Source organism: Candidatus Electrothrix sp. (assembly GCF_052785085.1).
In genome coordinates this window covers 1-20,697 of record NZ_JALAAI010000071.1, presented here as the reverse complement: position 1 = coordinate 20,697, position 20,697 = coordinate 1, and the positions used below count along the sequence as shown (strand labels likewise).

Annotated in this window: 14 protein-coding genes and 1 pseudogene; 7 read left to right on the top strand and 8 right to left on the bottom strand. The window is 48.1% G+C overall.

The annotated features are described in order from the left end of the window. Window positions 1–379: 379 nt before the first annotated feature. Window positions 380–3,946 (bottom strand): formate dehydrogenase subunit alpha, encoded by a 3,567-nt coding sequence (gene fdhF, locus L2082_RS12110; RefSeq protein ID WP_446010265.1) that lies wholly within the window; start codon window positions 3,944–3,946, stop codon window positions 380–382. After that, window positions 3,947–4,483 (bottom strand): annotated as a pseudogene (locus tag L2082_RS12105) (2Fe-2S iron-sulfur cluster-binding protein); the annotation flags it as partial. Between the two features lie 347 nt (window positions 4,484–4,830). Between L2082_RS12105 and L2082_RS12100 the strand changes: the two are divergent. Both L2082_RS12100 and L2082_RS12095 read left to right on the top strand, forming a co-directional pair. Then, a complete protein-coding gene (locus L2082_RS12100; RefSeq protein ID WP_446010264.1) occupies window positions 4,831–6,039 on the top strand; it encodes an ATP-binding protein in 1,209 nt (402 codons plus the stop codon). Continuing rightward, complete coding sequence (locus L2082_RS12095) at window positions 6,036–7,061, top strand: ParA family protein (protein ID WP_446010263.1); 1,026 nt, start codon at window positions 6,036–6,038, stop codon at window positions 7,059–7,061. Before L2082_RS12100 ends, L2082_RS12095 begins: the two co-directional genes overlap by 4 nt. A gap of 596 nt (window positions 7,062–7,657) precedes the next feature. Here the strand turns inward: L2082_RS12095 and nuoB are convergent. The 3 genes from nuoB to hflX form a co-directional block, all read right to left on the bottom strand. Further along, window positions 7,658–8,911: an NADH-quinone oxidoreductase subunit NuoB gene (nuoB, locus tag L2082_RS12090; RefSeq protein WP_446010496.1), complete on the bottom strand. Its 1,254-nt coding sequence runs from the start codon at window positions 8,909–8,911 to the stop codon at window positions 7,658–7,660. Continuing rightward, entirely contained in the window at window positions 8,902–9,285 is a 384-nt protein-coding gene (locus L2082_RS12085) for an NADH-quinone oxidoreductase subunit A (protein WP_446010497.1), read from the bottom strand. Before L2082_RS12085 ends, nuoB begins: the two co-directional genes overlap by 10 nt. Window positions 9,286–9,556: 271 nt before the next feature. Then, entirely contained in the window at window positions 9,557–11,092 is a 1,536-nt protein-coding gene (gene hflX, locus L2082_RS12080) for a GTPase HflX (RefSeq protein WP_446010498.1), read from the bottom strand. A 530-nt stretch (window positions 11,093–11,622) separates the two neighbouring features. On the opposite strand from hflX, the gene L2082_RS12075 reads away from it, so the two are divergent. Then, window positions 11,623–12,732: a cyclic nucleotide-binding domain-containing protein gene (locus L2082_RS12075; protein WP_446011793.1), complete on the top strand. Its 1,110-nt coding sequence runs from the start codon at window positions 11,623–11,625 to the stop codon at window positions 12,730–12,732. Window positions 12,733–12,918: 186 nt separating this feature from the next. Here L2082_RS12075 and L2082_RS12070 read toward each other — a convergent pair whose 3' ends face one another. From L2082_RS12070 to L2082_RS12060, 3 genes are all read right to left on the bottom strand, one after another. Further along, the gene (locus L2082_RS12070; protein WP_446010500.1) at window positions 12,919–13,134 is read right to left on the bottom strand and encodes a SelT/SelW/SelH family (seleno)protein; all 216 of its coding nucleotides are present in this window, start codon (window positions 13,132–13,134) and stop codon (window positions 12,919–12,921) included. 149 nt (window positions 13,135–13,283) lie between these two features. Next, on the bottom strand, window positions 13,284–14,369 hold the full coding sequence (mutY, locus tag L2082_RS12065; RefSeq protein ID WP_446010175.1) for an A/G-specific adenine glycosylase: 1,086 nt from the start codon (window positions 14,367–14,369) through the stop codon (window positions 13,284–13,286). Beyond that, a complete protein-coding gene (locus tag L2082_RS12060) occupies window positions 14,350–15,219 on the bottom strand; it encodes a 50S ribosomal protein L11 methyltransferase (protein ID WP_446010176.1) in 870 nt (289 codons plus the stop codon). The genes mutY and L2082_RS12060 overlap by 20 nt, the downstream gene beginning before the upstream one ends. Window positions 15,220–15,483: 264 nt before the next feature. On the opposite strand from L2082_RS12060, the gene cdaA reads away from it, so the two are divergent. The 4 genes from cdaA to L2082_RS12040 form a co-directional block, all read left to right on the top strand. Next, window positions 15,484–16,338, top strand: coding sequence for a diadenylate cyclase CdaA (cdaA, locus tag L2082_RS12055; protein WP_446010177.1), 855 nt, complete (start codon window positions 15,484–15,486; stop codon window positions 16,336–16,338). Then, a complete protein-coding gene (locus tag L2082_RS12050; protein ID WP_446010178.1) occupies window positions 16,331–17,302 on the top strand; it encodes a CdaR family protein in 972 nt (323 codons plus the stop codon). The genes cdaA and L2082_RS12050 overlap by 8 nt, the downstream gene beginning before the upstream one ends. 20 nt (window positions 17,303–17,322) lie before the next feature. After that, the gene (glmM, locus tag L2082_RS12045) at window positions 17,323–18,675 is read left to right on the top strand and encodes a phosphoglucosamine mutase (RefSeq protein WP_446010179.1); all 1,353 of its coding nucleotides are present in this window, start codon (window positions 17,323–17,325) and stop codon (window positions 18,673–18,675) included. 275 nt (window positions 18,676–18,950) lie between these two features. Further along, the coding region (locus tag L2082_RS12040) for a caspase family protein (RefSeq protein ID WP_446010180.1) at window positions 18,951–20,697 on the top strand (1,747 nt) is incomplete at its 3' end.

Sequence of the window (20,697 nt, the reverse complement as noted above, 5' to 3'; positions counted from 1 at the left end):
TCGAAAAATGTTCTGATCAATCTTGCGCATTTCTCCTTCCTCTTGCCGACTCTTCAACTCTTTTCTATATTTTACACGATCATTATGGATTTATTGAATAAAAAATGGGAATTCCTATCCTTTTAAATTAACCTTTAATAACCATTAAACATAATGACTTAAAAAAGTAAACAAAGACCTCCTTATTTTCCGAAAAAAAATATCCACACCGGTATAACAGAGCAAAATCAGAGTACGCAATGATGCGGGCTACAAGGTAGGGGTCACAAGTTCAAATCCTATCGCACAATCACAATATAAAAAAGGGGCAAACCCAAAGGCCCACCCCTTTCACATACTCCAAAGAGCAACCAAAGTCACTCATTTTTTTACCAACAAATCACCCCAAAACCTCAACCCGAATAGCACAAAGCTTATACTCCGGTGTCCGAGAAAGCCGATCCAGCGCATCCAGAGTCAGGAGGTTCACCGGGGTCTCCGCATAGTTATAGGTGGTGAAGATCGTGCCGGGCTGGCTGCGCTCGGTGATCTCCGCCTTGATGGTGACCTCGCCCCGTCGGGAGGTAAGTTTCAGCATATCGCCCGACTTGATACCCAGACGCTCGGCATCCGCCGGGTTGACCTCGGCCAGGGCTTCAGGTGCAATATCATCGATCTCCCGTGTCTTGCCGGTCATGCTGCTGAAGTTATAGCGGGCATAATGACGGCCTGTGGTAAAGAGCATGGGATACTCGTCATCCACCGGCTCTTTGGGCGGCATGTATTCTTCCGGCACAAACAGACCCTTGCCTCGGGTAAAAGACTCGGTATGGAGAACCGGAGTTCCCGGATGATCGGCATCCGGCACCGGCCATTGCAGGCCGACCTCTTCCAGTCGGGCATAGCTCATGCCGCGATACTGAGGCAGCAGCTCGCAGATCTCTTCAAAGATATCCTCCGGCTTTTCATAGCCCATAGAATAGCCCATGCGCTCGGCCAGCTCAGTGAAGATCTGCCAGTCCGGTTTGGCCTGTCCCAGCGGTTCCACAGCCTTGCGCACCCGCTGCACTCGTCGTTCCGTGGAACTGAAGGTACCATCCTTTTCCGCAAAACTGGCCGCAGGCAGGACAACATCCGCTTCCTTGGCCGTGTCAGTCAGGAAGAGATCCTGGACAATCAAAAATTCCAGATGATCAAGAGCCTTGTGGACATGCCCGATATTGGCATCGGCAATAGCCGGGTCTTCCCCGAACACATATAAGGCCCGGATTTCATCGTTGAGGATATTATCCCAGATCTCCGTAGCAGGCTTACCCGGCTTGCGGGGCAGCTTCACACCCCAGCGTTTTTCATATCTGTCGAACAGCTCATCATTATCCAGCGCACCATAACCTGGCATGGTGTTAAACAGGGCACCCATGTCACAGGCTCCCTGGACATTATTCTGTCCGCGCAACGGATTACAGCCACCGCCTTCCACGCCGACCTTACCGCAGAGCATGGCCATGTTGGCAATGGATTTTACACGATCTGTACCGGTATGGTAATGGGTTATGCCCATACCGTGGTAAAAGGCATGACGGCCCGGAGCCGCATACATGCGGGCTGCTTTCTCCATATCAGCAACACTGAGACCGGTGATCTCAGCAACCCGTTCCGGGGTGTAGCTCTCCACCAGTTCTTTCAGTTCATCGAAATCCTCTGTACGTTCAGCAACAAATTCCTTATCCCAAAGATCTTCTTTGATGATGATATGCATCAGGCCGTTAAGCAGGGCCACGTCCGTGCCCGGTTGGATACGCAGCCAGAGATCAGCCCGTTCAGCCAACTTGGTCTTGCGGGGATCAACCACCACCAACTTTGCATTCCCCTTATCCAGGGCCTGATGGATACGCAGGCCGATAGTGGGATGGCTGGTGTCCGGGTTGGAGCCAATCATGAAAAAGAGATCCGTCTTATTATTGACAACATCGGCGATGGAGTTGGTCATTGCGCCGGAACCGAATGTGATGGCCAGACTGGCCACCGTAGGTGCGTGTCAAAGCCGGGCACAGTGATCAATATTATTGGTCCCGATCACCGTGCGCATGAACTTCTGCATGAGAAAATTTTCTTCATTGGTGGCTCGGGCGCAGGAGAATCCGGCAACGGAATCTGCCCCAAACTCCTCCTTGACTTTCCCCAGCCTGTCCGCGATAACATCATAGGCCTCATCCCAGGTGGCCTCCACCAACTCGCCGTCACGGCGAACCAGAGGAGTGGTCAGGCGTTCTTTGTCCTGGGCAAAGTTATAGGCAAAGCGGCCTTTAACACAAAGCGCACCGTAGTTGGGTGCCAGATCCGCTTCCGAGGTGGCCTCCATAATAGTGTCGCCCTTGACCTTGAGCTGCATCTGGCAGCCAGCCCCGCAATAAGGGCAGGTGGTGCGTACCTTACGGGTCTCCTCGGTCAAGATCGGAGAAAGCGTATCTTTTTTAGTGATGGTTCCGGTGGAGCAATGATCAGCGCAGTTGCCGCAGTTCACACAGTTTTCGTTAAAGATCAGGGAGATGCCGGTCGCCCGGCCCTGCTCATCCACAGAGGCACTGAGATCCAGAGCATCGTATTCGCAGGCATTGGTACAGCGGCGGCAGTACACGCATTTATTCAGATCTACATTCAACATGGGATGAGATTGATCCAGGCTGTACGCCGGGACCGTGCCCATGCCGGTCTTGCTCAGATTGATGCCAGTATCAATACAAAGGGTCTTGAAATCACAGTCATCATAGGCCATGCAACCGCATTCCAGACAACGATCCGCCTCTTGTTTGGCAGCAGCCTCATCAAAACCCAGCTTAACCTCTTCGTTGTCCAGTACTGCTGTTTCCGGGATCCGGGCAGGCATGGGAGTGCGTTCCTGTTTATCAAAACGCTCCAGCACCTTGGGATCATCAGCTGATTTGCCCCGTGAAAAGTTGAAGCGGCTCTCTGCCGGAGCCGGTGCAAGGCCCATTACCGCAGCATGGATAGATTCTGCGGCCTTGCGTCCGGAACTTACCACCTGGATCAGGGGGCGGGAACCGCCAGCTGCCTCGCCTGCGGCATAGACCTTGTCCATGCTGGTGAGAGCGGTCTTGGCATTGGCCTTGATGAGATTTTTCGGGTTCAGGGCCACATCTGCTGCCGGATTCTCATCACCGGCACAGACCATCTGCCCCTGGGCAGCAATGATCGTATCCACAGACAGGGTGTCAAAGCTCTCAGGAACCGGTTGCAGTTTTTGTTTACCTTTTTTATCCGGCTCACTCAATTCCAGCTGATGCATGACCAGTTCCAGTCCGGCACCCTGTTGTTTGATCTCGCAGGGATCCTTCTGAAAGAGAAAATGTGCTCCTTCTTTTTCCGCCTCTTGAAGAGCCACCGGATTGGCACCCAGTCCTGAGCTATCCTTCTTCGGATTAACAATGGTGACCTCATAGCCCAGACGACGCAGAGAGCGGGCCGCTTCCATAGCCACATTATTGCCACCGAGTACCGCTGCGGTTTTACCCTGCTTGACTTCCTTACCTGCATTATAGTTGCGGAGAAAATCCAAGGCAGTTTGCACTCCGGGCAGGTCGCTGCCAGGTAGTTCCAGGGGTTGATCAACCCCGGCCCCGATGGTCAGTAGTACCGCATCGAACTGGCTGTTCAGTTCATTCATGGTCATCTCCTGACCAAGACGATGTCTGCATTTGACCTCAATACCCAGCTTGAGAATGGTATCAATCTCGTAGTCCAGGATCGTATTCGGAATTTTAAACTCCGGCACTGCATAGCGGAGGAGACCGCCGAGCTTTTCTTCAGCCTCGTAGATGGTGACAGCGTGCCCGTTTTTCGCCAGATAATAGGCACCGGCCAGACCCGCAGGTCCACCACCGACCACAGCGATTTTTTTTCCGGTTGCAGGTTGGGCAGTAATCCCCAGATCCACCTGATTCTCCATGCACCAGTCAGCCACAAAGCGTTTCAGGTTATTAATGGCAATGGGGGCATCCAGCAGCATCCGGCGACAGCGACTCTCGCAGAAACGTCGGCAGAGCCGGCCCACAGAAAAGGGCAGGGGATTTTTTTCCATGACCAGCCGGACCGCCTCAGCATACTGGCCTTTAGCCACATGGGCAATATAGCCCTGGACATTGATCTGACCGGGACAGGTCAGGCTGCACGGGGCCTTGCAATCGCCGTAATGGATGGATGCCAAGGCTGCAACCCGTTCCTGACGATGGCCCTTGACCTCATCACTGTCCGTGATGATGACCATGCCTTCTTCCGCCGGGGTACAGCAGGCATGGAGCAGGTCTGGCTGACCTTCACAGGCCACGGCACAGACACCGCAGTTTCCGCATTCTCCAGATTTGTTTTCAGGGAGGTGACAAAGAGTCGGAATGGTGATTCCGGCTTGTTGGGCTGCGTCCAGCAGGGTTGTACCCTGTTCGACCGAGATCTGAACGGCATCAACGGACAAGCTGATTTTTTTCATACGTTTGATGTCCTCAGTAATAACTTTAGTGATGGAGCTTATAGAAATAACAACGAAGTCTTGACTTGATAGTCATTTAAAGAGATGGAACAATATGACAAAGAGGATAACATTTTTGAGAAGAATTGTCAATCTTACAAAGATGTGAAGATGGAAAAGTAACCCTTTCCAGGGAATGAGCATAGGCCAAGGCTGTTCAATTCCAGAAAGACTTGTATTTTCAAGTCAGATATAGTAATTCATACTGAAAAACTTTACACGAGGCTTCTTGTCGTAAGATCCACTATTTTATGAATATTCAGTAACCCGCAAATATCCCGGCGAGCTGGGGAAAAAGTGAAACGATAATGCAAAGATTTTCCGATCAAGAGCTTGAGGCTTTACTTGATGACACGGAATCAGATCGAGTAGAGCGAAAGGAATCTTTTAAGGGGGATACGCCCAAAAAGGCCCGGCAAGCTATTTGTGCTTTTTCTAATGACCTACCCAATTATAATCAGGCAGGTATCCTTTTTATTGGCGCAAAGGATAATGGAGACCCTTCGAGTGTAGAAATCACTGATCAGTTGTTGCTTTCCCTGGCTGATATAAAGTCTGATGGTAATATCCTGCCGCTTCCAGTACTCACCGTTGAAAAACGGGTTTTAAAAGGCGCAGAGATGGCGGTTGTTACTGTTATGCCGTCGGATATGCCGCCTGTGAAATATGAAGGGAGAATCTGGGTTCGTACTGGCCCACGCCGCTCACTGGCTAATGAACAGGAAGAACGAATTCTCAACGAAAAAAGACGGTATAAGAATCTCCCCTTTGATATCTATCCCATACCAACGGCACAACTCAGCGATTTATCTCGGATGATTTTTGAGAGCGAATATCTGCCCGTCGCTTTTGCCTCTGATATTCTAGAAGCGAATAACCGAACATATGAGGAACGCTTGGCCTCTTGTAAGATGATTGTCTCTCCTGATGATCCGGTGCCGACTGTACTTGGTCTGTTGGCCTTGGGAAAGTCATCCCAGGATTTTTTACCGGGTGCATATATTCAGTTTCTCCGAATAGACGGGACAGAACTGGCTGATCCGGTTATTGACGAAGAGGTTATTGGCGGTGCGCTTGTTGAGCTGCTTCGCCGGACAGAAGAAAAACTCAAAGCACATAACAGGACTGCTGTTGATATTACTTCTGCCGCGACCCATCAAAAGAAGATGTCCTATCCTCCCGCAGCAATACAACAGATATTGTATAATGCTGTGTTGCATCGCACCTACGAACGGACCAATGCCCCAGTGCGAGTGTACTGGTTCAATGACAGGATAGAAATCAATAGCCCCGGCGGACCATACGGTAATGTGACTGCGGATAATTTTGGAACCCCAGGAATTACTGATTACCGGAATCCTGATATTAGCGATGTGCTGAGAACCTTTGGTTACATACAGGCATTCGGCAGGGGAATTGCCGTTGCACGGAAGGCAATGCTGGAAAATGGCAACCCTGATCTGGAATTCGAGACAAGCCAGAGTGCTGTGGCCTGTATTTTACGGAGGGAAAAATGAGCGTGCCAATACCTGTACTGACCTTTTTTAATAATAAGGGCGGAGTGGGAAAGACTTCTCTGATTTATCATTTGGCCTGGATGTTTGCCAGCCTCGGTAAGCGAGTTGTCATTGCGGACTTGGATCCTCAGGCGAACCTGACTGCTGCTTTTCTGGAAGAAGAAAAAATAGAAGAACTCTGGGAAGGCAAACTTCCAGGCTCAACTGTTTATCAATGCGTCAAGCCCATTGCCGGTGTTGAGGATATTGCTGATCCGATTTTGCAGCATATTACTCAGGATCTTTATTTGATACCTGGTGATGTCAGCTTATCTGGTTTTGAGGATACTCTTTCTAATCAGTGGCCGAAAAGTATGGGAGATAATAATCTGTACCGTCCCATGCGGATTTTGAGTTCGTTTTGGCAGATTATGCAAAAGGCAGCTGATAAGGTGCAGGCAGATATTATCTTGGTAGATATTGGGCCAAATCTTGGTGCTATTAATCAATCTGTATTGATAGCATCCGACTATGCGATAATTCCTCTGAGTGCAGATCTGTTTTCTTTACAGGGGTTGAAAGGATTAGGGGCTACTCTGAGAAAATGGAAAAAACAATGGCAGGAACGATTGGGAAATTGGCAAGAGAATCTGGAAAGTTCCAATTGTCCAGAGCTTCAACTCCCTCAAGGAAAAACAGAGGTTATAGGCTACCTTTGTCGGCAAAGTAATATGTATTTAGGGAAAGTTACAAGGTCAGAAGCAACGTGGTTGGATCGTGTAGCTACTGTTTATCGTGAAGCTATACTCAACATAGCAGTTCATTCTGATGTCAATGATCCACAAGAAGATCCGTATTGCCTGGCAAGCATCAAGCATTACCGTAGTCTTGTTCCTATGGCCCAGGAACAGCGCAAACCAATTTTTAACCTGACTTCAGCGGACGGGGCCATTGGGAGTCATGCCCATGCGGTTCAGGCAGCAAAGAAGGATTTTCAGGAGCTCGCTGAGAAGATAGCGGGGAAGATAGGGCTGTCGTTGTAGGGCTATCTTCCGGTTTCTCCTGATGGGCAAGCTTCTGCACTTTTTCTCGTGACCAAGCTCTGCTTATCTCGCTTGACATCACGGCAGATTAGGCACATAATGTCATTCTACGAATGATCTCCGCTGGAACAGAAGAAGGAGACGAAAATACGCATAGCTAACCCTATATACTCCCCATTCGCTCATTTCAAAACGCAGTTCGGAGAATTTTACCAAACCTGACTAAAAAACCCTGATTTCGATGTCGAAGAGGGTGAAATTCGTTTATGTGGCAACAAATTTCTCGCTCTTCAACATGTGGAGCGAAAAACCATCTGGAATTGATTTTGCGCAAAAAAAATAAATCAGGCAAGTACAGGGAGTTGGAAATTCATCAAACTACAAAAAAATAAGCGAATGGGGAGTATATACTAACAAACTAACTTGACTGGCCCATGAAGTGCGCTTGAGGAAGCGATTGGGAAAACAGGATAAGTCCCTTTGTTTACAGCTTGTTCCCGCATAAGACAGAAGTAGGAAGGGTCAGCAGGAAAGGAGAAAAGGTGAATCTATCATGAACAGGTTCACCTTTTCCATGTTGCGGCTTTGTTGCGTTACTAATAAGGTCGCACAATCACACGGGAAGAATCTTTAAAATCTTTACATAAGGGATGACCAGGAAAGTTCTCTTTGAGATACATTCTCCGCAGATCGGGATGATTGGTAAAACGCACGCCAAACATGTCATACACCTCACGCTCATGCCAATCCGCAGCAGGATAGAGATCCGAGATAGTCTCTATTTCAGCACCGTCTTCATCCTTTTCCACCCGACAGCGCAGGAAAAGTTTATGTCCGTCCTCAACTGAGAGGAGGTGGACAACAACATCAAAGTATTCTTTCCAATCCACACAGGTGAGCTGAATGAGCATTTCCAGCCCCAGCTCTTTACTGTCCTTGAGATACTGAACAACTTCTCTGTACTGCTCTTTGGGGACCACCAGATCAAGGGGAACATCTGTTCCCAGCTCAGCCACCTCTTTTGGGGTGGCATCTGGATGATCATGCACCGTGAGGCCCGGGAATTTTTTCTGAAGAGTCTGGAGCAGGGTCCAGTTACTGATCCCTTGGTTTGCTACTCGCTTCCGGGTCGGGGAAGGCAGTTTTGCCTTTTTTACCCGTGCAGGCTTGGGTGGCTTGTAATCAGGATTGTCTCTCTTGAATTGCTTCTTGGCCTCAGCCAGCTCTTCGTCCTTTTTTTTCTCCAGAGCGTCCCAGTCCTGCTGGGTTTCAGTAAAGGTGTCAATAAAGGGAGTGTTGACCAGTTCACCAATCTCCCAGGGGATTTCACGACCCTCTTTTTTGATCTTTTCCTGCAGCTGCATGATACCGTAAAACAGGGCTTCAGGCCGGGGTGGGCAGCCTGGGATAAAGACATCCACTGGGACGAGGCGGTCAGCCCCTTTAATGACTGAGTAAGAATCATAATAAAAAGGGCCACCAGTAATGGTGCAGGAGCCCATCGCAATAATGTATTTTGGTCCAGGCATCTGTTCATACAGGGTGAGCAGGTTATCACCCATTTTTTCGACAATTGTTCCTGCCAGAATGATCAGATCAGCCTGTCGGGCACTGGCCCGGGCCACCTCAACCCCAAAGCGGGCCCAGTCATGCCGGGATGCACCTGTACACATCATCTCAATAGCGCAACAGGAGGTACCGTACAACAGAGGCCAGAGTGAGTTTGCCCGTCCCCAGGCCACCAGCATTTCCACAGAACGGGCTAAGGTCGCTCCACCAGGAAGTTTTTCTGCTATCTCTCCTGCCTGGTGAGCAAGCACAGAAGATGTGTTTTCATGTATTACTCCCATACCAATACCCCCTTACGCCACGCATAGATCAGACCTGTGAAAAGAACACAGATAAAAACTGACAATTCCAGAAAGACAAGCTGGTGTGTTATACCAGCAATTTCACCATCCACCACTGCCCTGAAAATCTTTACACAGGGAAAGAGGAACAACGTTTCAATATCAAAGATAAGGAAAAGCAGGGCAAAGATGTAATAGGCCACTTTAAAGCGGATACGGGCCCCCCCGATTGGTGGCTCGGAACATTCAAAGGGTTGCGCTTTGAGTGCGGAATTTGGGGTGCGAAACGCAATCAGTTTTGCCAGGCCAATGGTTCCGCCGACGAAAATAGAACCAATAAACGCCGTTATTCCAATGAGTATGTAACTATCCATGATACGACTGTGTCGCCTCCTGCATATGCTCTGTTGAACAGATGCCTTTTGTGTTTGAAGGCAGGCTATGGCCTGCATGGTTTGTTATTTATCCCACCCTGAAGGGGAGGAGGACGTTATACAATAATAAAATAGACTCATATAATGAAGAGTAAATTAGTCTGCTTGTCAAGGAGAATTCAGTTTAAGGGTAAATGAATTTTCTTTTGTCGTCTCAATAGGCTTGCGATGAACAAACTTGTATAAAAGATGACAGAATGAGCATCGTTTGTCATGCGGTGTTGTCAGCCTCCCGGAGTTCAGAAGAGGAGAACGGATGTGTGAATAGATGTTGCTCCATGGTCTTCAGCAGTTCGGGCAAGGTGCTTGCGTCACGAGCTGAGATGCATATCCCCTTTCTTGCCCGGGCAGGCAGGTCATCACGAACCTGATCAATCTTATTGTACACCCGCAGGCAGGGAATCTTATTCAGCTCAAGTTTCTGCAGGAGATCATCCACCACCTTGACCTGTTCCTTCCAGGCGTGATTTGAAATATCAATAACATGGAGAAGGAGGTCAGCCTCAAATAACTCCTCAAGGGTTGATTCAAAGGCTTTGAGCAGGTCTGCTGGCAGATGACGAATAAAGCCCACTGTATCGGTTATAATGACCTCGGTGTCTTCTGGGAAACGAAGGCGGCGAGAAGTGGGATCAAGGGTGGCAAAGAGCATGTCTTCTGCCTGGATATGGGAATCAGTCAGGGTGTTGAGCAGGGTGGATTTCCCTGCATTGGTATAGCCGACCAGCGAGACCACAGGCACGTCGTGTTTGCGACGATGATTGCGGCGATGATAGCGTTGTTTCCCCACCGCCTTGAGTTCCTTGGATAAACGGGCAAGGCGGTCATTGATGCGACGGCGATCAATTTCCAGCTTGGTTTCCCCTGGTCCGCGAGCACCAATACCACCAGTGAGCCGGGACAGGGCATCGTCCTTGGTGGTGAGCATGGGCAACATGTACTTGAGCTGGGCCATCTCAATTTGCAACTTGCCTTCCCTGGAACGGGCACGGGAGGCAAAGATGTCCAGGATCAGCTGGGTTCGGTCAATAACCCGCAGGTCAGTATGGTTGGTCACCGAGCGTACCTGGGACGGGGAAAGTTCCTGGTCAAAAATAAGCAGATTGGCACCGTTACGCAGGCTCATAAGGACGATATCAATCAGTTTGCCACGCCCAAGAATGAAGCGGGGGTGGAGTTTTTTTCGTCTCTGCACAACCTGATCAACCACCAGGACTCCGGCAGCCCTGGCAAGCTCTGATAATTCCAGCATGGATTCATGGGATTCAGCCAGTGAACCTGTGCTTACGGAAATCAGAATTGCCTGATCATGTCCCTTGTCAACATGACGGACAGGCCGCGATCTGGAAAACTTCTGCTCAATGCTTTCAATCAGGGACAGGCAGGATTGCTGCTCTGCAGCGGGATGGACTGGTTCAAGAAGATTCCAGTCTCGTTCATCCACTTTGTCAGGAAGAAGATGGGCTGTGTGGAGCAGGTCAGGAAAGCCGTCCTTCATGGTCAGGACAGACATCATGTCCAGGCGCAGACAGACCATATCCATGATATCCTCTTCGTTGGGACCGGAGTTGCTAAAGCTCGTATGCACACAGCGGACTCCGCGTAATCGTCCGCCAGAGGAGCGTATCTTGTTCAGCACAGGTATTTCGATCCGAGTGTGATCACCAAGGATAACGAATTCCACCTTGCCTGAGCGATGAATGATCAGACCAATCTGACGGTTGAGTTCAGTGGAAAGCGAGGTCATGGCACGGGCCAGTTCTCGTCCAATAATTTCATCCGGGTTGACTTTTTTTTGTCCTAACCGCTCCAGTTGGCGAAGTTGTTTGGTTTTGAGTCCTGATTTGTTGCCAATAATACTAATAACGATTCCTCCATTATCTTTGTAAATATAATAAGATGGTTGCTAATTGTTGGCTGCCCTTTTGTTTTGCTGTCCAGGAAGTTTTGTCTTGTATTCTGTTCATTATACCTTTATTTTCTTTTTTGCGGCAGGTAAAATAAACCTCCTGATCCTATTCACGGGGATGAGATTCAGGAAGTAGGATGCAAATGAAAGGGATTTGCCCTTGCTGGCGTGCTCCACCGGGCCAGGATGACTTAAAATGAAAGTTGATTTAGCCACCTAAGCAGGTTCCCTCTGCTTGCAGATACAATTAAAATAAAAGAATTGTGCAAAATAGATTGCGCATTCTTTTTGTTTGTTGTCATAATAAATGAAAAAATAACGAATCTCTCTCAAAAGGAGAGAGCAGATCCACACAAGACGTAACGAGAATGGGACTTCCAAGAGTAGTCTTTCGGGTATGCGAGACAAATAAATGTCCAAAGTTTCAGTACGGAGATGCCTTTACCCTTTCCGGGGTAGCCATCATGATGGAGACTGCCGGAGACAGTTCCTTTGTCTGTACCGCAGCTGTATACTCGAACCAACGTAGAGATAATTGTGAAATACTCTATGGTGATTTGGTCAAGATTCTCATTAAGTACGAGCGTGCTGACCAAATTCCTGACTGCCTGATCTCCTGTTCAGGTTGTGTAGGGACTATCCGCCTTGAGCACTCAACCGTCCATCCTCTGACCCTGGAACACGATAATCTCAAAGAACACCATAGAGATCTTGCTCCGGTCTTGAATAAAATCAGTAAATTTTCTTTTTTCCGCAATATCAGTCCTAAAAATTTGGCTGAGATTCTTCAAAGTGCTGAATTGCGTACCCATAAAAAGGATGAGATCGTTCTGCGCAAAGGTGAGTCTGGAGAAAATCTCTATATTGTGATTACAGGGAAGGTCAGTGTGTTGAATGAGACAGGGATTTCTATTTCCTCTCTTGGTGAAGGAGAAGTTTTTGGCGAAATGAGCCTTATCTGTGATCAGAAGGTGGGTTCAACAATCCAGGCTTCTGCTAATGTTGAGATACTGAGCATTCATCGTGAGAATTTTCAGTTTATCATGGACAAGTATCCATCTTTACATCGGTATTTTAATCGATTGCTTGCCAGACGCCTTGCCCAATCAAATGAGATTCGTTCCGATGAATATGCTTCAGGGATGATTGGTAAACTGGAAGAAATCCCGCCTGAAGCCCTTTTCCAAACCCTGCATGCCAATGCCAAAACCGGTATTTTGACAATCACAGAAGTGCCTAAAGGGACAGCACGTTTTTCCATGCGCCAAGGTTCTCTGATTAAGGCATCTTATGCTGGCCTGAAAGGGAAGCAGGCTTTTTTTAAAATACTGCGAGAGAAAAAAGGCCGTTTTAAATTCAATCCAGGTTTGCCTTCTGAAGATTTTGATGTCCCGGAAATCGGTTATTTTATGAAGCTGCTCATGGAAGGACTCCAGCATATGGATGAACTGGAAGCTGATGAAGATGGCGAGGAATAATCCTTTTCAGACTAAACACTCCTCCTTACCCGGCAGCCCGTCCCCAAGCACTCCTGTATAATCCTCTGTTGAGTACAACTAATGAAATGATGCCTTGAACACGGCCAACCACCTCACCGGGTAATGTGTTCAGTGCGTGCCCGGTCTTATAGACCGGGCAGTTGGAAGGTTGTATTGCAAGGTGGCTTATTTGAGTAACCCTATAATCTCCCCTTCTGTTGGGAAACGGTTGGTCTCGTGTTTTGAAAAAATTTGTTTACCATTTGTGCAGACTGTGAAGACCCCACCAGAACCGGGAATGAGTTCAACATCGGCATTGAATTCCTTTTTTAATTCTTCCTCCAGACCGGAGGCTCTGGGCTTGTAGTTTCACGCTGTACAGTATTCAATGGTTATCTTCATAGTTTTCTCCGTAATTGTTAAATTATTGTTAATATTTAATAGAATGGCAGAGAGATTTGTATCTGTTACCTGTTTCTGTCTATAATATTTTCTACTCAATAGTTGATTCCTTCGCAAGATATTTGCCTGGGGAGTCTGTTCTGCAACGTTCACAGCATTTTTTCAATAAGCTGGCGATGACCAGCAGGAAAGGCAAAGTTTGGCAATTCGTTGAGCTGTACCCATTGATATTGGCTCGCTGCGTGCAGGGTTGGTGTGGTTGCGCAAGGATTTTTCAGAGTGCAGAAAAAAGCCTCTAAGGAGACCCTGTATTTTGTATAATGATGGACAACTGTGGTAAAGGGTTGGAGACCTGTTATCTGAAATTCAGTTTCTTCAATAAGTTCCCGGATTGCAGCCTGGGCAGCACTTTCACTCTCTTTCAGGCGTCCACCAGGGAATTCCCAGAGACCGCCCCAAACATCTTTTTCCAGTCGTTGCTGGATATAGAAGCGATCATTATTCTGGATAATAGCGCAGGCCATAGCTATATCAATTCGTTTTTCCTTTTTACCTGGAACCGGGCGAAGATCAACGATATCCAGGGCAAGGGCACGACAATGTTCCTGAAGTGGGCAGGTTGAACAGGCAGGTTTTTTGGGTGTGCAGACCAGAGCACCAAATTCCATCAGGGCCTGATTAAAATTGCGGGCTTTGTCATGGGGAAGAAGATCTGTACAGCGTTGCAAAAGGAGTTTCCGTGTTGCTGTCTGTTTGACTGGCAGGTCAATATCATCAAGGCGGCAGAGAATTCGCTCCACATTGGCATCCAGCAGGGGGACAGGGCGATTAAAGGCAATGGAGAGAATGGCTGCGGCTGTGTATGTGCCAATTCCGGGCAGAGCCAGGAGATCTGATTCATTATCAGGAAGCCCAGCCGCATATTTCTGGACCAGAAGATCAGCAGTTTTGCGGATATTCCGCACCCGGCTGTAGTAGCCCAGACCCTCCCAGGCCTTTATGACTTCTTGCTCTGAGGCAGCAGCCAGGGTTGGGATGTCTGGGAAATGTTGAATCCAGTTTTTGAAATAGGTCACAACCCGTTCCATCTGGGTCTGCTGGCCCATGATTTCTGCTATCCAGACGTGATAAGGGCGATACTCCTTGCGCCAGGGCAGGGGACGCTGGTTTTCCTGAAACCAGGTAAGCAGGGTTTGGGTAACAAGCGAATGAGAATTAAGCAGCAAGTTGTTCATGACTCCTCTCGCTGTATTGAAGAAGCCATAAACGCCACTGCTCGCTATTGCCCCGATGGAGCATCTGGACTTTATCAGCTGGCAGAGCTGCCAACAGGTCAGGCTCCATGCCAGGGATAAAACCGGAAACCATGTAGGTTCCGGCATGCCAGAATTCCTGATCGTTAAAGAGGCGGACCAAAAGACCTTTATAGAGATTGGTGATGACCAGGTCATATGTCATGTCTGGTAAGCCCTGCATCAGGTCGAACTGATCAACCGTCACGATATCAGCGCAGTTATTTCGTTCCACATTGGCTTGGGCCACATCCACAGCCAGGGGATTATTGTCCAGAGCTGTTACTCGTTCCACGCCCAGTTTTGCTGCTGCGATAGCAAGGATGCCGGTTCCTGTACCCAGGTCGAGCACCGATTTGATGTTTATTCCAGACTCCAGCAGGAGAAGCTCCAGGGTTTCCAGGCAGAGTCGGGTAGTGGCATGGAAACCAGAGCCAAATATGACGCTGGGATCCAGCAGGATCTCTGTTTTCCCCACATCTTGCTGACCAGGTTGTTGGTTCGGTAGCTCCCAGACCGGGAGAATTAGTAGGGTCTGGGTGGAAAAAGAGGTGATTTTCACCCCTGCCTCCCAGTCCTGATAATCAAGATCTGCCTGATAAACAATGGAGGCCCCGGTTTGCTGACAGAGGCTCTCAATAAATTTTTCTTTTTCCCTGTGAAAGAAAAGGATTGCTGTTTCATCTTCGATCCAGGTTCCGATCAGATCAGGATCAGTTATCAGGGGAAGGTTGCGTTGGTTCAGATAATAAACATGAAGACGTGAATATTTTGTATAGGGTGGGGAGAGCATACGGATCTTGTTTGTAACAGGGCATAGGTTGGTATTTTTTTCAATATGCTTTTAAAAAAGCACATGAAATTTTACTACAGTAACCAGGAAAAATCACAAGGTTTCTGAAATTATTCTGTGCATAATCCGGTCAACATGTTAGATTGCATATCAAAAAGAATGATAAAAATGAAAATTTGCAGGCGTTATTTTTTATAAAATAATGCACCATACCTGCGAGATTATTTCCAGAGACCATCCTAACTATCATAGCAACCTCCCTCCATGCCTGAATTTCTTCACACCTTTAATTTCCCCCGCTCAATCCGCTGGCAAGATCTTGTTGACATCGTGATTGTTTCTTTTATTATTTATCGAACGATCCTGTTGATCCGTGGAACCAGGGCCGTTCAGATGTTGGTCGGAATCCTGGTGGTCAGTTTTGTCTATTTTGTGTCCATCCGCATGGATTTGCTGACCTTGCAGCTTCTATTGCGTTATCTGCTCAGTTCTATTTTATTGATCCTGGTGGTGATTTTTCAGGATGACATTCGAAGGATGTTAACTGAAATGGGCAGAACTCCTTTTTTAAAGACGCAAAAGATGGCAGTCCATGATCTCACGGAAATTATTTCCGCAGCCGTGTATATGGCCCGCCGCCGTATAGGGGCTTTAATTATTATTGAACAGGAATCCGGTTTGGCTGAATATATTGAAACCGGATTTGTTCTGGATGCTAAGCTGTTGCAAGAGCTTTTGGTTGCCCTGTTCTTTCCTATGTCACCCATGCATGACGGTGCTGTTGTGATTAAAAAAGGGAGGATTCATTCAGCTGCCTGCCTGCTTCCCCTGTCGAAAAACCCTGATATTGATAAACGCTATGGAACCCGTCATCGGGCGGCCTTGGGCCTTTCCGAGGAAACCGATGCTGTAATTATCGTTGTTTCTGAGGAAACCCAGGTAATTTCCGTTGTTCAGGGAGGAAATATTACCCCTATGCGGGATGAAGTCAAGCTGGAGTCCTTTTTAAAAGAAATATTGCTTGTTAAGAATGCTCGTCGTAGTCCTTTATGGAGAAGGGAGTCTGCGGATCAACAGGAAGATTCAACGGAAAAAAGTGAGACGTCCTCTGATGGCTAAACAGTTACACCGTTGGAACAGAATAATAAATTATAAAAATCTTTTGCTGAGACTGGTTTCTCTTGCTCTTGGTATTCTGGTGTGGTTTGTGGCTGTTGGAACCGACCAGATGGATGTGAGCATGCGCATTCCAATAGAGGTGCTTAATCTTCCGAAGAATTTAGTTATTTACAACCAGTATCAAAAAGAGCTTTCTGTTACCTTGCGCGGCCCACGGGGGATTATCCAGGAGGTTCGCAACCGACCCCCTTCGCTATCACTTGACCTGTCAAAGGCTGAACCGGATACTATTGTCCTGAATACTGACACCCTTACTTTGCCTCTGCCCAGTGGTATTTCCATTGTCAGAATGCAACCGGCCAGTATCACTTTGTCTATTGATAAGTTGATGGAACGACAAATTCCTATTACAGCTATGACCGAAGGTGATGTGGCTGAGGGGTATGTACTGAAAGAGGTGTCCTTAAATCCTGATAAGATCCTTGTTGCTGGCCCGGAAAGTGTCGTCACCCAGGAGCAGGCCTTGAAAACCTATGTTATAAACCTCAAGGGCCTGAATCACTCGACAACGCTTCCAGTGCATCTTGATCTTACTCCGGAATTTATGGAACTCATGGGTGAGACCACAGTTGTTGCAAAATTAACAGTGGCAGATAAATTTGTCGAAAAAAAAGTTCGGAAAATTCCCATAAATATTCGTGATAGTGAGCAGGAAGTGCGTGTGAAACCAGATGATATAACGGTTGTTGCCGAGATTCCTGAAAAACTAATCAGTGAGACACCAGTGCTATCCATGCTTTTTCGTGCCTTTGTGAATGCAAGGCCGGGGGAATTCCCTCGTTCAGAGCCAGTCACGGTGAATGGGATTGCTGTGCCCGGTCATGAATCCATTCGGATCATTTCTTACAGCCCAAAGGAAGTACAGATTTCTTTGAATGAGAAAAAGAAGAAAGTAACAGAGTAAAATTACCATCAGGCAGGACTATGCGACAACTCTTTGGAACCGATGGCGTACGCGGGGTAGCTAATACCTATCCCATGACCACAGAAATAGCCATGCAATTGGGCAGAGCCATCGCCTTTATCGTAAAAAATCATACGAAACGTCATCATATTGTTATTGGAAAAGACACCAGGGTATCCGGTTATATGATTGAAAATGCGCTGGCAGCCGGAATTTGTTCCATGGGTGTGGATGTGCAGCTTCTGGGGCCTTTGCCAACGCCTGGAATTGCCTTCATCACCACCTCCATGCGAGCTGATGCAGGAGTGGTTATTTCTGCTTCTCATAACCCTTTCCAGGATAATGGGATTAAGATTTTCTCCAGAGACGGTTTTAAGCTGCCTGATGAAACAGAGCTTGATATAGAGGATCTGATTTTTTCCCAAAAAATGGCCGCCCTCAGACCGGTAGCTGACGAGGTGGGCAAGGCAGCCCGAATCGATGATGCACGGGGTCGTTATATTGTTTTTCTCAAACATACTTTTCCTGATAAATACACGCTGGATGATTTCCATATTGTTCTGGATTGTGCCCACGGAGCCACCTATAGGGTTGCCCCTTATGTTTTTGCTGAACTGGGTGCCAAGGTAACCTGCATCGGGGTTGAGCCGGACGGGAAAAATATTAATCAGGACTGTGGGGCTCTACACCCAGAGGTTATGGCGGAAAAGGTCAAACAGCTTGGAGCTGATATTGGGCTGGCCCTTGATGGTGATGGGGACCGACTCATTGTCTGTGATGAAAAAGGGGAGATTGTGGATGGTGACCATATCATGGCTATTTGCGCTGCTGATTTGCTTCAGCGCAGAAAGCTGAAAAAGAAGACCCTGGTTGCCACTGTGATGAGTAATATGGGCCTGGAAAAGGTCATGACTGATCTGGGCGGGCAACTGGTTCGGGCCAATGTGGGGGATCGCTATGTGGTGGAAACCATGCGGGCCAAGGGCTATAATTTTGGCGGGGAGCAGTCTGGTCACCTGGTCTTTCTTGATTATAACACCACTGGGGACGGGATCCTTGCAGCTCTTCAGTTATTGGCGATTATGATTAAAAAGAATAAATCCCTGTCGGAATTAGCCGGAATTATGACCTCTTATCCCCAGGTACTGGAAAATGTCCGATTGTCCAGCAAGATTGCGCCGGAACAAATCCAGGGATTTCCAGAGGCCTTGCAGGCTGCAGAAGAGCAGCTTGGTCAACGGGGACGAATTTTGGTCCGTCCTTCAGGGACCGAGCCGGTTATCCGGGTTATGGCTGAGGGCGAGGATGAGAAAGAAATCTCCACCATTGCTCTGGAGCTTTGTGATGTTATCCGGCGGGCTGATCGAAGTTAGATATCCGTCTTGGAGGTGCGGCCAATAGCCTCTCCATCCATATTTCAACCACCTGTTGGAGCTGGCATAAAAGCTTCTCTGCTGAATATACCGATGTTTCTCCCTCCTGATTTTTCCCCTGAAGAATAGTCTCTGTATAGAGGATTCAAAAATTACTTCAAGATAACAGTTTGGCGGTTGCCCATTTCTTGATATTTTTTCTGCATTTCGCTTCAATAGAACTATTGAAGAGGAGCACAATCCGTTAACCGTATTACCGAAAAGGGGAAAGTACTATGAACAAAATTTACGTATTATCGGTCGGAATAAATGACTATTCGCCAACAGTTGGTAAGCTGCGAGGCTGTCTCAATGATGTTGAAGCCCTGAAAGATTACCTCACTGACACTATTGGTCGGGATAAGCTCCGTCTTGAAACCTTGACGGACAGCGATGCCACCCGAGAGAATATCATTAAACTGTTTCGTTCGCATCTGGGCAAAGCTGGTGCGGATGATGTGGTGCTTTTTCATTATTCCGGTCACGGTGCCCGTTGCCGTGCCGCTAAAGAATTTAAGCGTTTTTATCCTGATGGGTGGGATGAGGGCTTAGTCTGCTATGACAGTCGCGAGACCGGCGGCTTTGATCTGGCAGATAAGGAACTGGCCGTACTGCTTGCAGAGGTCGCCCGTAATGCTCCCCATATTGCTGTGTTTCTGGATAGCTGTCATTCCGGTTCTGCAACCCGAAAGGCGGATGATTTTCTTCAGGGTAGACCTCGTTTTACCCATGAAATAAAAGAAGAACGCCCGCTGGACAGCTATTTAGACGGCTATTATAGCAAGTTGTTGCAACAGAACGAGTCCTTGATAATTCCTGCCAGTCAGCATATCCTGCTGGCCGCCTGTGAGCGGGTGCAGAAGGCATGGGAAACGAGAGATCATCGGGGAGTCTTCACCACCACGTTTCTGGATACCTTGAATGCATCCGGCCCTGATATCAGCTATGCTGACCTGTTTATGCGTGTTCGTACTGTGGTCCGCCGCTATGCGGAGAATCAGACCCCGCAGTTCGAGACCTACCAGCGTTTTAATGCCTACAGCGGTTTTCTTGGGCATGATGCTTCTGCAAGTACGCGCAGTTATCATGTGTATTTTAAGGATGACGAGTGGAAGGCTGAGTGTGGTGCCCTGCATGGCCTGCCCAGCGACTCGGACAAGATGGTTGAGTTTGCTCTGTACCGGGGAGAGGAGCTGATCGGGCATGCTGAAACAGTGCAGGTCGGGCCGCAGGAGAGTGTGGTGGAGCTGTTGGATGTTGCTGAAGTGAATCCTGAAGAGCAACTCCAAGCCCGGATTACTTCTTTGCCGGTGCCGCCTTTGCAGGTCGACCTGAACGGAGATGAGCAGGGTATCAAAATTGTGCTTGATTGTTTTGCCTCTGTGGATAACAGGGCTTTTGGTTTTGCTTTCAGCACGGATCATCCGGCAGTGGAGTACACGTATACCCTTGTGGCGGAGAATGATAAGCTGCTGCTGCGTGAGGGAAAAAACGGTCGTTTAATTCAGGGGGCTGAGGGGTATACCTTTGTTGCTGCGGAGTATCTTTTCTCAGTTTTGCAACGGATCGCTACCTGGGATCGGGCTGTGACCTTGCAGAACAACTCAACCCGGATGGATAAGGAGGCTGTTCAATTCCAGTTGATTGAGGATGGTGCCGAAACTCCTTTTGCTGATGATGAGATCACTTTTGATATCATGCAGGAAGAAGATGAATGGCGGGAAATTACCTTTAAGCTGCAGGCGGATAACCGAACCGCACAACCTCTTCATTTCGCTGTTGCCTATTTTTCCGATGATTTTGGTGTTCAGGTTCTTTACAACGAACGGATTGAGCCGACCGACGAGCTGTTTGAATGTAACCGTTCAGACCCCTCTCATTTTTTTTACGCAGCAAGAGGCAGAGGAGGCACATCCAGCCCCTGGCGCCGAGCCGTGATAACCTCAGCGAGATATTTCCACGGACAGGCGTTGCGCTTCCTAC

What these genes read in the sequence shown, in the direction of transcription:
- glmM (WP_446010179.1), top strand. Translation starts at nt 17,323, where the DNA reads ATGCGACAACTCTTTGGAACCGATGGCGTACGCGGGGTAGCTAATACC.
- L2082_RS12060 (WP_446010176.1), bottom strand. Translation starts at nt 15,219, where the DNA reads ATGCTCTCCCCACCCTATACAAAATATTCACGTCTTCATGTTTATTAT.
- L2082_RS12050 (WP_446010178.1), top strand. Translation starts at nt 16,331, where the DNA reads ATGGCTAAACAGTTACACCGTTGGAACAGAATAATAAATTATAAAAAT.
- mutY (WP_446010175.1), bottom strand. Translation starts at nt 14,369, where the DNA reads ATGAACAACTTGCTGCTTAATTCTCATTCGCTTGTTACCCAAACCCTG.
- nuoB (WP_446010496.1), bottom strand. Translation starts at nt 8,911, where the DNA reads ATGGGAGTAATACATGAAAACACATCTTCTGTGCTTGCTCACCAGGCA.
- cdaA (WP_446010177.1), top strand. Translation starts at nt 15,484, where the DNA reads ATGCCTGAATTTCTTCACACCTTTAATTTCCCCCGCTCAATCCGCTGG.
- L2082_RS12085 (WP_446010497.1), bottom strand. Translation starts at nt 9,285, where the DNA reads ATGGATAGTTACATACTCATTGGAATAACGGCGTTTATTGGTTCTATT.
- hflX (WP_446010498.1), bottom strand. Translation starts at nt 11,092, where the DNA reads ATGACCTCGCTTTCCACTGAACTCAACCGTCAGATTGGTCTGATCATT.
- L2082_RS12100 (WP_446010264.1), top strand. Translation starts at nt 4,831, where the DNA reads ATGCAAAGATTTTCCGATCAAGAGCTTGAGGCTTTACTTGATGACACG.
- L2082_RS12075 (WP_446011793.1), top strand. Translation starts at nt 11,623, where the DNA reads ATGGGACTTCCAAGAGTAGTCTTTCGGGTATGCGAGACAAATAAATGT.
- L2082_RS12095 (WP_446010263.1), top strand. Translation starts at nt 6,036, where the DNA reads ATGAGCGTGCCAATACCTGTACTGACCTTTTTTAATAATAAGGGCGGA.